Origin of the sequence: Aeromicrobium sp. Leaf291, assembly GCF_001423365.1 — a bacterium.
GTDB lineage: Bacteria > Actinomycetota > Actinomycetes > Propionibacteriales > Nocardioidaceae > Aeromicrobium.
In genome coordinates, this window is sequence record NZ_LMNM01000002.1 from 601,704 (window position 1) to 615,209 (window position 13,506).

Annotated in this window: 10 protein-coding genes; 6 read left to right on the forward strand and 4 right to left on the reverse strand. The window is 71.3% G+C overall.

The window, feature by feature from the left end; all coding sequences use genetic code 11:
• Nucleotide 1: 1 nt before the first annotated feature.
• The 3 genes from ASF35_RS12510 to ASF35_RS12520 all read right to left on the reverse strand — a co-directional run bounded on the left by ASF35_RS12510 (nucleotide 2) and on the right by ASF35_RS12520 (nucleotide 4,213).
• Nucleotides 2-1,921, reverse strand: coding sequence for a CocE/NonD family hydrolase (locus tag ASF35_RS12510; RefSeq protein WP_055967945.1), 1,920 nt, complete (start codon nucleotides 1,919-1,921; stop codon nucleotides 2-4).
• A 70-nt stretch (nucleotides 1,922-1,991) separates the two neighbouring features.
• On the reverse strand, nucleotides 1,992-2,870 hold the full coding sequence (locus ASF35_RS12515) for a MaoC/PaaZ C-terminal domain-containing protein (RefSeq protein ID WP_156368038.1): 879 nt from the start codon (nucleotides 2,868-2,870) through the stop codon (nucleotides 1,992-1,994).
• Nucleotides 2,867-4,213, reverse strand: a complete 1,347-nt coding sequence (locus ASF35_RS12520; RefSeq protein ID WP_055967947.1) for a 3-oxoacyl-ACP reductase — start codon at nucleotides 4,211-4,213, stop codon at nucleotides 2,867-2,869. The genes ASF35_RS12515 and ASF35_RS12520 overlap by 4 nt, the downstream gene beginning before the upstream one ends.
• A gap of 247 nt (nucleotides 4,214-4,460) precedes the next feature.
• Between ASF35_RS12520 and ASF35_RS12525 the strand changes: the two genes are divergently transcribed.
• Nucleotides 4,461-5,891 carry an acetyl-CoA C-acetyltransferase gene (locus tag ASF35_RS12525; protein WP_082495500.1) on the forward strand — a complete coding sequence of 477 codons (1,431 nt, stop codon included), beginning with the start codon at nucleotides 4,461-4,463 and terminating at the stop codon, nucleotides 5,889-5,891.
• A gap of 101 nt (nucleotides 5,892-5,992) precedes the next feature.
• On the opposite strand, the gene ASF35_RS12530 is transcribed toward ASF35_RS12525, so the two are convergent.
• A complete protein-coding gene (locus ASF35_RS12530; RefSeq protein ID WP_082480822.1) occupies nucleotides 5,993-6,733 on the reverse strand; it encodes a TetR/AcrR family transcriptional regulator in 741 nt (246 codons plus the stop codon).
• A gap of 81 nt (nucleotides 6,734-6,814) precedes the next feature.
• Between ASF35_RS12530 and uvrB the strand changes: the two genes are divergently transcribed.
• The 5 genes from uvrB (at nucleotide 6,815) to ASF35_RS12555 (ending at nucleotide 13,479) form a co-directional block, all read left to right on the forward strand.
• Nucleotides 6,815-8,899: an excinuclease ABC subunit UvrB gene (uvrB, locus tag ASF35_RS12535; protein ID WP_055968588.1), complete on the forward strand. Its 2,085-nt coding sequence runs from the start codon at nucleotides 6,815-6,817 to the stop codon at nucleotides 8,897-8,899.
• Nucleotides 8,896-9,714, forward strand: a complete 819-nt coding sequence (locus ASF35_RS12540; RefSeq protein ID WP_055967950.1) for an aldose 1-epimerase — start codon at nucleotides 8,896-8,898, stop codon at nucleotides 9,712-9,714. The genes uvrB and ASF35_RS12540 overlap by 4 nt, the downstream gene beginning before the upstream one ends.
• Nucleotides 9,715-9,766: 52 nt before the next feature.
• On the forward strand, nucleotides 9,767-10,501 hold the full coding sequence (locus tag ASF35_RS12545; protein ID WP_055967953.1) for an N-acetylmuramoyl-L-alanine amidase: 735 nt from the start codon (nucleotides 9,767-9,769) through the stop codon (nucleotides 10,499-10,501).
• A gap of 54 nt (nucleotides 10,502-10,555) precedes the next feature.
• Complete coding sequence (locus ASF35_RS12550) at nucleotides 10,556-12,205, forward strand: hypothetical protein (protein ID WP_055967956.1); 1,650 nt, start codon at nucleotides 10,556-10,558, stop codon at nucleotides 12,203-12,205.
• 200 nt (nucleotides 12,206-12,405) lie between these two features.
• Nucleotides 12,406-13,479 (forward strand): TerC family protein, encoded by a 1,074-nt coding sequence (locus tag ASF35_RS12555; protein ID WP_082480823.1) that lies wholly within the window; start codon nucleotides 12,406-12,408, stop codon nucleotides 13,477-13,479.
• The last annotated feature ends 27 nt before the right edge of the window (nucleotides 13,480-13,506 follow it).

Sequence of the window (13,506 nt, forward strand, 5' to 3'; positions counted from 1 at the left end):
CTCAGGGGGTCCCGAAGGTCAGCGCCGACGGGTGCTGCGGGCCCGTGTGGACGGTCATCGGGGCCAGCGAGGGCAGCAGGGAGCCCAGTGTCGGCAGCAGGTGCGGCACGTCGAACCCCTGCACCGAGACCCGCAGGCGGTGCCCCTTGGCCAGTCGGGCGCGCGTGGGGAACACCTCCACGTCGACCGGGGCGACGGTGCCGGCGGCCAGGGGCGCCTGGGCCTGCTTCGTGAACGGGTGGTGAGGCTGGACCAGGGTGCCGCGGACGTAGCGGGAACGCGTCGTGTCGAGGGCCCGGTGGGACACGACCTGCCAGCCGCCGGTGAGCCGTGAGACGGTCCCGTCGGGCGCCACGTCGGAGACCGTGACCGAGAGCATCCCGTCGCCCGTCGGCGTCGACGTGTACAGCCGGGCGTTGAGCGGGCCGTGCACGACGACGTCGGAGGTCAGCGGTGCGGTCTCGAAGACCGGCCCGAGGGTGTCGTTGAACTGGTTGTTCGTGAAGCAGGGCAGGTCGGGCATCACCAGTCCGACGACGCCGGCCGTCCACTGGTTGGTGGACCGGCTGCACAGCCCCTGGACGGGGATGGCGGGCACGGTCGTCCGGCCGGCGGTCGGCGTCCCCGTGGTCAGGCCTCCGGCCGACCCGGCGGTCCGGGCGGTCCCGCTGAGGCGGAACGTGCGCGGCGTGAGGCTCGACGGCATCCACTCCGTGCCACGGACCCAGCGTCCGCTGCCCTGCTCGAAGTAGCTGAGCCCGGCGATGTCGGAGAGCCGCTGGTTCGGCAGCTTCTTGACGTAGTGGTCGAACCACCGGAGCTGGAGCTCGCCGAGGTTGCCGTAGCCGGCCGACTCGAGGCCCTGGCCGCCGGAGGCCTGGAGGTGGTCCCACGGGCCGACGATCATCTTGGTGGGCACGCCTCGACGCTGGAGGTTCTCGTAGAGCAGGGGAGTCCCACGCTGGAAGAGGTCGTACTCACCGGCCACCAGGAACGTGGGCGTGGTGATCCTCGAGACCACCTCGATGGGGGAGCGCTGCGTGTAGAACGCGCCGTCGTAGGCGGGCTCACCGCCGCCGAGGGCACTGACGAGGAGGTCGAGGCTGAAGGCGCCGTTGCCGAGCAGGTGGGTGACGAGGGTCCCGAGGCCTCCGGCCGGGTCGGTGGCGGAGAGGTAGGGCGGGATGATCGCGGTGCCGTTGACGAGACCGATCCACAGCGGGATGAACCCGACGTCGAGCGCGCCGCCTGAGGCGACCACGTCGCGGTACACGTCGGCGCCCGGGACCTGCGGGAAGATCGCCTTGAGGCCGGCCGGTCGGTCGGCGGCCGCGAACATCTGCGCGATGCCCATGTAGGAGGGCCCTCGCATGGCGGTGCTGCCGTTCGACCAGGACTGCTTCGCGGCCCAGGTCATGACCTCGCCGAAGTCCTTGCCCTCCCGCGAGCAGAAGGCGCACCAGGTCCCGGCCGAGCTGCCCGTCCCGCGGGCGTCGACGGTCAGCTGCAGGTACCCGCGCTTGACCAGGTAGGAGCCGTCGCCGCCCCCCAGCCCGCCGGCCTGGTCCTGCACGTTCTTGTTGTACGCGGTGATGGTGACGACCACCGGCAGTCGACGGGTCTCGACGCGTCCGGCTGCGTCGACCGGCCGCATGAGGTTGCCCCTCAGGACGGTCCCGTCGGACATCGGGATCGCCAGGTCACGCTCGGTGGTGGTCGTCGGGTACTGCTCGGGACGTGGCGACCACGCACCCGCGGCCTGTGCGGGTCCCGCTGCCGCGGCCACCGACCAGGCAGGTGCACCGGAGGCGGGCGAGGGTGCCGCCGCGGAGGCAGGGACGCTCGCGAGCGCGACCGCCGTCGTCGCGGCCAGGGCGGCCGCGACGACGGCGAGGGGACGACGTGTGGTGCGACGGGTCATGGTGGGCTCCTCCTGGGGTCCAGGAGGTCCAACGAGGAGACGCCCGTCACGTCACTGCCCGGTCCGTCGCTCAGGACGGGGTGATGCGTCCGACCAGGTGCGTCGAGTCCTTCTTCTGCGCACGGACCCCGAAGTCGGTGCCGTCGTCGCCGGTCGTCGACCCGAACACCACGGTCGTGGGCAGGAGCACCGGCTTCTTGAACTCCACGTCGACGCTGAACGCGTCGGGGAGCCGGTTCTGCAGGGCCGCCAGGCTGCGGGCCTTCGTCCACATGCCGTGCGCGATGTTGCTCGGGAAGCCGAACGCCTTCGCGGTGACGGGGTACAGGTGGATGGGGTTGCGGTCGCCGGACACCGCGCCGTAGCGCCGGCCCAGGTCACCGGCGAGCCGCCAGTGGACGACGCCCCGGGGTGCCTCCACGCCCTCCAGGGGCGCGGGCGACGTCTCCGGCGCTCCGCCACGACCACGCGAGAAGAGCGTCGTGACCTCGTCCCACACGAGCTCGCCGTCGATCGTGACGGCCGTGAGGAGGTCGACGAGTCGTCCCTTCGGGTGCGGTCGCAGGTCGGCGGCCCGCACGGACACGTCGAACACCTCGTCGGCGCCGATGGGACGGTGCTGCGTGATGCGGTTCCGCAGGTGCACCAGACCCATGGGGGCGAAGGGGAACGCGGTGTCCGTCATGAGTGCCATGTGCAGGCCGAACGCCGCCATGTGCGGGTACGTGGCGGGCAGGTGCTCGACGTGCGGGAAGCCGCACACGTCGAGGTAGCGCTCGAGGTGCGCCGGGTCCGTGCCGACGCCGGAGCGCTCCAGCACGAGGTCGGGCACCGCGCCCGACGCGTGCTTGACCCCCGGCAGCGAGCCCACGAGGGGCAGGGCCGGCAGGGCGGCCTTCAGCATGAGGGGCAGCGTGGACGGTGCGTCCTCGAAGCGCCTGGTGGTCACGAGGCCCCCAGCAGCATCTGGCCGTTCACGCCGAGGACGTTCCCGCTCACGGCACCCGAACCCGGGTTGGCGAACCAGGCGATCGCCTCGGCCACGTCGACCGGCAGCCCGCCCTGGGACATCGAGTTCATGCGGCGCCCGGCCTCGCGGATGCCGAGCGGGATGGTCTTGACCATCTCGGTCTCCATGAAGCCCGGGGCGACGACGTTGGCCGTGATGCCGTCGGCGGCGACCCGCTCGGCGAGCGACTGGATCCAGCCGATCACGCCGGCCTTGGCCGACGCGTAGTTCGTCTGGCCGTTGTTGCCCGCGATGCCCGCGATCGATGCGATGCCGATGATCGTGCCGCCGGTGTTGACGAGGCCCTGGGCCAGCAGCTCGTCGGTGATCCGCTGGGGCGCGCCCACCGAGATGTCGACCACCAGCTGCCAGTTCTCGGCCTTCATGTTGCGCAGGCGCTTGTCGCGCGTGATGCCGGCGTTGTGCACCACGACGTCGACCGCGCCGTAGTTCTCCTTGACGTAGGCGGCGATCGTCGCCGGGGCGTCGGGCGAGGTGATGTCACCCACGATGTAGCCGCCGCCCAGCTCCTCGGCGAGGGCCTTGAGGTCACCCTCGAGCGGCGGGACGTCGAGGCCGATGACGGTGGCTCCGTCGCGGGCGAGGGTGCGCATGTCGGCCTCGCCGAGGCCGCGCGAGGCGCCCGTGACGAGCGCGACCTTGCCGGCGAGCGGCTTCTGGAGGTCGGCCGGCTCGGTCACCTTCGTGATGCCGGTGGAGCCGATGCGGACGACCTGGCCCGACACGTAGGCGGACTTGGCGGAGAGCAGGAAGCCGAGCGTCGAGGCGACGGACTTCTCGGCGCCCTTCGCGAGGTAGACGAGGTTCGCGGTGCTGCCGGCCCCGACCTCCTTGGCGAGCGAGCGGGTGAAGCCCTCGAGGGCGCGCTGGGCGACCCGCGCACCCTCGGTGGCGGCGTCCTCGGGGACGGAGCCGACGACGACGATCCGGCCACAGCCCTGCAGCTGACGGAGCACCGGGGTGAAGAACTCCTGGAGCGCGACCAGCCCGGCGGCGTCGGAGATGCCCGTCGCGTCGAACACGAGGCCCTTGTAGCGCTTGCCCTGCGCGGGCACGCCCGTGGCCTCGATCTTGTCGGCCTTGAGCGCCGCGGTGATCGCCTTGGAGACCGTCCCGGCCTTTGCCGTGCCGGTGAGGACGGTGCCGTCGACCAACGGGCCGCCGTCGTAGCGCTCCAGGTACGGAGGGTTCGGCAGTCCCAGGTTCTTCACGAGGAACTTGCCGATCGGGTTGTGGGCCAGGTCCTGGTAACGATCGCTCATCAGGGTGTGTGTCCTATCTCTCGCATACCATCGGTATCTGGAATCGCACGTGAACTGTAACTTGGAGTGACAACCGCGTCCACCGGGCGTGGTGAGGCGCACACCGCACGGTCTCGGCCCTGGCCGGGACCCTCGCGGGCTGCCGGCTCACCCTGCCGCGTGGCACCATCGTCCCGCACGCACCTGCCCGGTGTCGCACGACCCGCACCACCACCTCGCCCACCCCGAAGCGCAAGGAGCACGCGCCATGGCGGAGAACACCCCCGCGAAGAAGACGGCCGCGAAGAAGTCACCGGCCAAGAAGGCCCCCGCTGCCAAGAACGCTGCGACCAAGGCCGCCGGCACGAAGGCCGCGACGAGCACGGCTGCGGCCGGCGCCTCCGGCAGCGAGCAGACCGTCCGCAAGGTCGTCGTCGTCGGCGGCAACCGGATCCCGTTCGCCCGGTCGAACACGGTCTACCAGAACGTCTCCAACCAGGACATGCTCACGGCAGCCCTCGACGGTCTCGTCGAGCGCTACGACCTCGAGGGCGAGAAGGTCGGCGAGGTCGTCGCCGGCGCCGTGCTCAAGCACAGCCGAGACTTCAACCTGGCGCGCGAGACGGTCCTCGGGTCCAAGCTCTCGCCCGAGACGCCCGCCGAGGACATCCAGCAGGCGTGCGGCACCGGTCTGCAGGCCGCGTTCCAGGTCGCCGCGAAGATCTCGCTCGGCAAGATCGAGTCCGGCATCGCCGGCGGCACGGACACCACGTCCGACGCCCCGCTGGCCGTGGGGGACAAGCTGCGCAAGATCCTCATCGAGGCCAACAACGCCAAGGACAACAAGGGCCGTCTCGCCGCCATCGCGAAGATCCGTCCCGGCTACCTCGCCCCCGACCAGCCCCGCAACGCCGAGCCCCGCACCGGGCTGTCGATGGGTGACCACCAGGCCATCACGACCCACGCCTGGGGCATCACCCGCGAGGCGCAGGACGAGCTCGCGGCGGCCTCGCACCAGAACCTCGCCGCCTCGTGGGACGCCGGCTGGCAGGACGACCTGGTCACGCCGTTCAACGGCGTCACCAAGGACAACCACCTGCGCCCGGACTCGACGGTCGAGAAGCTCGCCAAGCTCAAGCCGGTCTTCGGCAAGCAGCTCGGCGACGAGGCGACCATGACCGCCGGCAACTCCACCCCCCTGTCCGACGGTGCCTCCGTGGCACTGCTCGCCTCGGAGGAGGAGGCGCAGCGCCGCGGCTGGACGCCCCGTGCGTACTTCGTGGACTACGAGACGGCGGCCGTCGACTACGTGAGCGGTGCCGAGGGCCTGCTCATGGCCCCGGCGTACGCCGTGCCGCGCATGCTCGCACGCAACGGGCTCACCCTGCAGGACTTCGACTACTACGAGATCCACGAGGCCTTCGCCGGCCAGGTGCTCTCGACCCTCGCCGCGTGGGAGGACCCCGACTTCTGCAAGCAGCGTCTGGGCCTGGACGTCCCGCTCGGCTCGATCGACCGCAGCAGGCTGAACGTGAAGGGATCCTCGCTCGCCGCAGCGCACCCCTTCGCGGCCACCGGTGCGCGGATCGTCGCCAACCTGGCCAAGCTGCTGCACGAGAAGGGCCCGGGCAGCCGTGGCCTCATCTCGATCTGTGCGGCCGGTGGCCAGGGCGTCGTCGCCATCCTCGAGGGCGCCTGACCCCTCCGGCACTGACGACAGGACCCCCACGGCCCAGCCGTGGGGGTCCTGTCGTGGGGGGTCCTCCGCGTCGGGCGTGCGTCCTGCGGGGACGAGGCAGGTCAGCGGCCTCGCGCCATCGCGAGGGCTCCGCGCAGCAGGTGGTCGAGGAGGTCGTCGGTCACGACCGGGTCCACGACGGGGAGCCCGGAGATGTGCTCGCGGACGGAGATCTGCAGGTGCGCCAGGTTCAGGGCACCGAGGCCCTGCGTGTAGAGGATGTTGGCGAGGAGGTTCGGGTCGGCCACGGCGAACTCGCCCTCGGCGTCCCCGGTCTCGAGGACCCGTACCACGTGGCCGAGGCAGGCGCTCATGGCGGTGCCGAGCCGGATCATCACGTCCTCGCTGACCTCTTCCATCAGCTCGACGCCGCGCCGACGCAGCAGCGTCTGCGCACAGTCGACGAAGGCCGGGTGCTCGAGTCCGTAGCCGAAGAACGCCCGCACGAGTGCGTCGAGGCGCTGGGGGCCCGTGCGGTCGGGGTCGTCACCCGGCGTCAGGGCCTCGTCGAGCTCGGTCAGGTAGCCCAGGAGGGTCACCGCGAACAGCTCCTCCTTGCTGGAGAAGTGCCGGTAGATGATCGCCCGGTTGATGCCGACGGCCTTGGCGATGTCCTCGATCTGCGCCTCGCGCACGCCGCGCTCGTCGAAGAGTGCCCGGGTGGCGGCGACGATCTCCGCCGAGCGCGCGGCACGTCGCTGCTCGGTGCGGGACCGGGGCCCGCGCGGGGCACCCACCGTGGGGGCGGCGGTCGTCCCACCCTCGTCGTGGGTCTCGCCCGTGCTCGTCTCCGCTGCAGACATGCATGCATCCTAGGTGTGGCCGATCACGGCCCCGCGGCAGGAGCGACGCCGGTGTCGGTGGCGGGTCGTACGGTGGAGGTCATGAGGCCCAAGTCCGCGCTGCGCCGTCAGGTCGCGCCGTTCTCCGTCGTGTCCGAGTACGAGCCCGCCGGCGACCAGCCGGCCGCGATCCAGGCCCTGCAGGAGCGCATCGAGTCGGGCACGCAGGACGTCGTGCTCATGGGCGCCACCGGCACCGGCAAGACCGCCACCACCGCATGGCTCACCGAGCGCCTGCAGCGTCCGGTGCTCGTGATGCTCCCCAACAAGACGCTCGCCGCCCAGTTCGCCACCGAGCTGCGCGAGCTGCTGCCCCACAACGCGGTCGAGTACTTCGTCTCCTACTACGACTACTACCAGCCCGAAGCCTACGTCCCGCAGACCGACACCTACATCGAGAAGGACTCCTCGATCAACGAGGAGGTGGAGCGCCTTCGCCACTCCGCGACCTGGTCGCTGCTCACCCGACGCGACGTCATCGTGGTCGCCACGGTGTCCTGCATCTACGGCCTCGGCTCGGCGCAGGAGTACACCGAGCGCATGATCGGCTTCAAGGTCGGCGAGGAGAAGCCGCGCGAGGAGCTGCTCCGATCCTTGGTCCAGGCGCAGTACGTGCGCAACGACGTCGCACCCACGCGCGGCACGTTCCGGGTCAAGGGCGACACCCTCGAGATCTTCCCCGTCTACCAGGAGATGGCGGTCCGGATCGAGTTCTTCGGCGACGAGATCGAGCGGCTCATGACGCTGCACCCGCTCACGGGCGAGGTCCTCAGCGAGGACACCGAGCTCTACGTCGGGGCCGCGACGCACTACACCGTGGGCCCCGACGTCATGACGCGGGCGATCGAGAGCATCGAGGTCGAGCTGGCCGAGCGGCTGGCCGAGCTCGAGGGCCAGGGCAGCCTGCTGGAGGCGCAGCGGCTGCGCATGCGCACCACCTACGACATCGAGATGATGCAGCAGGTCGGTACGTGTGCCGGCATCGAGAACTACTCGCGCCACATGGACGGGCGTGCTCCGGGTACGGCGCCGAACTGCCTGCTCGACTACTTCCCCGAGGACTTCCTCCTGGTCCTGGACGAGTCCCACGTGACCGTGCCGCAGATCGGCGCGATGTACGAGGGCGACATGTCGCGCAAGCGCACGCTCGTCGAGCACGGGTTCCGCCTGCCCAGTGCCATGGACAACCGGCCCCTCACGTGGGGCGAGTTCCTGGAGCGCATCGGGCAGACCGTCTACCTCTCGGCCACGCCCGGCACCTACGAGATGGAGAAGACCGGCGGCGAGGTCGTCGAGCAGATCATCCGTCCCACGGGCCTGGTGGATCCCGAGGTGATCGTCAAGCCGACCCGGGGCCAGATCGACGACCTCATCGCGCAGATCCGCGACCGGGTCGAGAAGAACGAGCGCGTCCTCGTCACCACGCTCACCAAGAAGATGTCCGAGGACCTCACCGACTACCTCCTCGAGGCCGGCATCCGCACCCGCTACCTGCACAGCGAGGTCGACACGCTGCGTCGCGTCGAGCTGCTCCGCGAGCTGCGCATGGGGGAGTACGACGTGCTGGTGGGGATCAACCTCCTGCGCGAGGGACTCGACCTGCCCGAGGTGAGCCTGGTGGCCATCCTCGACGCGGACAAGGAGGGCTTCCTGCGGTCGGGGCGGTCCCTGATCCAGACGATCGGTCGAGCCGCGCGCAACGTCTCCGGCCAGGTCATCATGTACGCCGACCGGATCACGGACTCCATGGCGCTGGCGATCGACGAGACCAACCGACGTCGTGAGAAGCAGGTCGCCTACAACCTCGAGCGCGGGGTCGATCCGCAGCCGCTGCGCAAGAAGATCGGCGACATCACCGACATGCTCGCGCGCGAGGACGCGGACACCGCCACCCTGCTCGCGGCCACGGGTGACCACAAGCGACGCGGTGCGCCCGTGCCGCTCGGACAGCACACCGCCGGGCTGGCGGACCTGCCGTCGGCCGACCTCGCCGCCCTCATCGAGCAGCTCAGCGAGCAGATGCACGCCGCCGCGGCCGACCTGCAGTTCGAGGTCGCGGCCCGTCTGCGCGACGAGATCGGCGAGCTCAAGAAGGAGCTGCGCGGCATGCTCGAGGCGCACGCGTGACGGTGCGGGCCGTCGAGGGGCCGCTCGCGGTCGAGATCGATCCCGACCACGGGGCGCGGCTCGTCTCGTTCACGGTGGCCGGGCTGGAGCTCATCGCGACGCAGCCGGTGCCCGGAGTGCCCGACACCATCACCCGGGGCAGCTATCCCATGGTCCCGTGGGCGGGCCGGATCGGCCACGGCGTCGTGGAGCACGGGGGCGTCCGGCACCGGTTGCCGACGGCCGACGACGGCAACGCGCTGCACGGTCTCGGACGCGACGCCGTCTGGACGCAGGTCGACGACCTCGCCTTCGAGGCCGAGCTCGGTGATCCGTGGCCGGCCGCGGGCACGGCGACCCTCCGCTACGCCCTCACCGCCTCGCGACTCACCTGCACCCTCGGGTGGGACGGCGCGGGCCCCGGGGCCTCGCTCGGGTTCCACCCCTGGTTCCGCCGCAGGCTCGCCGACGGCTCCGAGGCGGTCCACGACGTCGCTCCCGAGCGCATGGTCGAACGCGGCGACGCGATGCTCCCCACGGGCCGGTTCGTCGAGCCGGTGGCCGAGCCGTGGGACGACTGCTTCGCGCTGCAGCGGCCGCCGTCGATCCGCTGGGGCGACACGCTCACCCTGCGGCTCAGCAGCGACGCACCGTGGTGGGTCGTCTACACCCGACCCGAGCACGCCGTCTGCATCGAGCCGCAGACCGCCCCGCCCGACGCCTTCGCCCACCCGTCGTGGCACCGGTGGCTGGACGCGACGTCGATCACCTTCACCCTCGACGTCGAGCAGCACGGCGCGGCGGGTCGTCCTGCAGGTGTTGCCGCAGCCCCGTAGCGTCGAGGCGTCGGATGGTCCCGGGCGAGGGACACGAGCCCAGGGAGCCGCCATGCAGCAGACGGACGACACGCCCCGGCCCCGGCTCGAGCCCGGCTCGGGGGGCACCAGTCGGCGGGTGCTGCTCGGTGGCGCGCTGGCGGCGACCGCCACCATCGGGGGTCTCGCCCTCCTGGACCGCATGCCCTACGTCCGCGACCTGCCGATCCCCGGCCGCCGCAAGGTCCAGCTCACGTGGCTGCCCACCGCACTGCGTGACGCCGGGCTGCAGGTCGAGGCCACCCAGGGCTGGGCGGACCGCGGCCGCCCGTGGGCGTTCGACCCGTCGGGCGTGCTCGTGCACCACACGGCGTTCCGTGCCACCACCGGCGACCCGCACCCCGCGCTGGACACCGTGGTCGACGGCAGGACCGGACTGCGCGGCCCCCTGTGCCACCTGCTCATCGACCGCGACGCCGTGTGCCACGTGATCGCAGCAGGGCGGGCCAACCACGCGGGCGAGGCGCGCTCCAGCGGCCCCATGCCCGCCGGGGACGGCAACGCGTCCTACGTCGGCATCGAGATCGACTACGCGCCCCAGGAGCCGTACGGCCAGCGACCCACGGCCCGGCAGGGTGAGGCGGCGGTGCGCGCCGCGGCGGTGATCGTGGCCCGGTTCGGCACCGGCGCCGACCACGTGCGCTACCACTCCGAGACCAGCACCGCCGGCAAGTGGGACCCCGGGAACACGGTCGACGCCGACGAGTTCCGACGCCGTGTCGCGGTCGAGCTGGGCGACCGGTCCTGAACGTCTTTCTCGGGTCCCCGCGCGCGCCGCGGTGGCAGGGGGCAGGATGTGCCCATGAGGTGGCGTGACGAGCTCGACGCGCTGACGTTCGAGTCCGTGAGCCGCATGATCGCCGGCGGCATCGTCCTGGGGGGTCTGGTCGGCGCGACCCTGGTGGGGACGGGCACGGTCGGGGAGCGGTCGTCGGTGTCCGCCGCAGCCGAGCCGGTCGTCGAGACGAAGGAACGCTCGCCCGTCTGCCTGCGGGTCGACCCGCAGGAGATCGGCCTGAGCACACCGCTCGAGGCGGCGGTCGTCCAGGCGTTCCCGACCGCCGGGGACGACCTCTTCTCCGGCTGGCCGCAGCGGGTGGACGGTCGCTGGCGATGGGACCGGAGCACGCCCGACGACTCGGGCGAGGCCACGTCGGTGGACGTCGGTGCCGCCGCCAAGGACTCCCGCGGCGTGGCCTGGACCTCCCTGAGCTACGACCTGGTCGACGGCACGGCGGGACTCACGAAGAACCTTCGACTGGTCGTGCCGGCCGGCTACGTGGACGACGACCCGCCGTCCTCCGGCCTGCCGGGGGCCGAGGACCCGGCGCAGATCCCGCCGGGCGGCTCGCTGGTCCTCGAGGCCGACGCGTTCGAGGCGGCCGGCGACGAGGCGGCCCTGCGCGGGCTCGCCGAGGACCTGCCGGGCGGCGGGGGCGACGAGGTGGCCGCAGCGATCACGCCGATCGGCTCCGACGACGTCGTCGTGACGATCGGGACCGCGGCCGCCGTCGAGCGGACCACCGTGCTGTGGCCTGCTGTCACCGATGCGCACGCCGAGGTCGCGCCCGACGAGGACCTGCCCACGTTCGCCCTGCGCCAGGTCGTCCTCGACCTCGCCGGCGACCCCGGGCGGGAGGCGTACGCGGCGCTGCTCGACGGCGAGCTGCCGGCCGAGGCGTCGAAGGCCGTGCGCGCGACGTCGCTGGTCACCGGTGGTGCGCCCGCCACCGCGCGCGCACGGACGCTCGACTCCGGCCGCCTCGACGTCCCACCCTCGTTCTTCGCCGCGGGGGTCGAGCGGACGGTTCGCGAGGACGGTGACGGCGCAGTCACCCTCACCCGCTCGACCGACTCCCGCCAGGGACGGCTCCGCTTCGGCGAGGTGTTCGGAGCCGACGGGCGGGCCCGCGGCATCGAGGCCGCCATTCGCGTGCGCGACGTGAGCTCGGCCGTCGCCTCGACGTACAACCAGTCCTTCGCCGGCCGCCCGGCCGAGGTCTCGGGCTCGGTCAACCTCGTGCTCGGCCTCGACGCCGAGGACCTCGCGACCATCCGGTCCGACGCCCTCGTCGTCGCTGCCGACTGGTTCAACACCGACGGCGACGGCCGACGCTTCGCGCGTGACGTCCTGCGGCTGAAGGGTCTCGCGGAGGCCGACGACGTGAAGGCATGGATGGATCAGGCCCAGCCCGCCCTGGTCGACCGCATCGCGGGCACCATGGCCGCCGGCGGTGGTGGCACGCCCGACCACGCAGCCGGCGAGGTGCTGCGAGCGACGTCCGCGGACGGTGAGGACCCGTGGGCGACCTACGTGGCGTTCACCGGGGCCATCGATGACGCCACAGCCGGTGTCCCGACCGCGCTGAGCCAGTGGGGGGCCGCCGTGCAACGGGGGAGCCGGTCGGACTACTCCGGGTTCGGCGACGCGACCTGCACGAGCGTGAGCTGACAGGACCGCACCACGTCACACCGCCTCGACGTGCGCCCCGTCGCGCGCTCCTGCAAGAATGTCCGGCGGAGGGGAGTATTCCTTCGCTGCAGTGTCGTCATCACGGTGGTCTTCCGACCGTCCGGTGCTGTGGGCTCCGGGGGACCGATCCCGGGGTGGAAGAGACCTCCGGTACACGTCTGTCGACCGGAGGAACCTGAGTGAACGTCTCGACCATGGAGTGGTCCATCACCGTCGGTGTGACCATCGCCATCATCCTCTTCGACGTGTTCGTCGTGGCGCGCAAGCCGCACGAGCCGTCGATGAAGGAGTGCGCCACCTACCTGAGCATCTACGTCGGCCTGGCGGTCGCCTTCGGCATCTGGACGTTCACGTACCACGGGTCCCAGTACGGCGTGGAGTTCTTCGCGGGCTGGTTGACCGAGTACAGCCTGTCGATCGACAACCTGTTCATCTTCATCATCATCATGGCGAGCTTCAACGTGCCGCGGAAGTACCAGCAGGAAGCGCTGATGGTGGGCATCATCATCGCCCTGGTCTTCCGGGCGATCTTCATCGCCGTCGGTGCCGTGGCGATCAACAACTTCTCGTGGGTCTTCTACCTGTTCGGCGCGTTCCTCATCTACACGGCCATCCAGCTGATCCGCGACACCGACCACGACGACGACGCCGAGAACGCCGTCGTCCGGCTGGCCCGCCGCCGCTTCAACCTGACGGACCGCTGGGACGGCCTCAAGCTGGTCGTGAAGGAGAACGGCCGGCGCGCCCTCACGCCGATGGCCCTCGTGATCATCGCCCTCGGCACCACGGACCTGCTGTTCGCCCTGGACTCGATCCCGGCGATCTACGGCCTGACCCGTGAGCCGTACCTCGTGTTCACGGCCAACGTCTTCGCCCTGATGGGCCTGCGCCAGCTCTACTTCCTGCTGGGCGACCTGCTCAAGCGTCTCGTGTTCCTGTCGCAGGGCCTGTCGGTGCTGCTGGCCTTCATCGGCGTGAAGCTGCTGCTGCACGCCCTGCACGAGAACGAGCTGCCCTTCATCAACGGCGGCGAGCACGTCCCCGTCCCGGAGATCCCGACGCTCGCGAGCCTCGGTGCGATCATCGTCATCCTCGGCACCACCGCGGTGGCCAGCCTCTGGTACGCCAACAAGTACCCGGAGCGCGTCAAGGACCACGCGGCTCCCAAGGCCGACGGCCACGAGGCGCACGAGCAGGCCACGCCCGACGTCGACGAGACGCCGGAGAAGGACGCCCGGCGCGGCGACCAGTAGCGGCACGCAGCACGTCGCGGGGAGGGT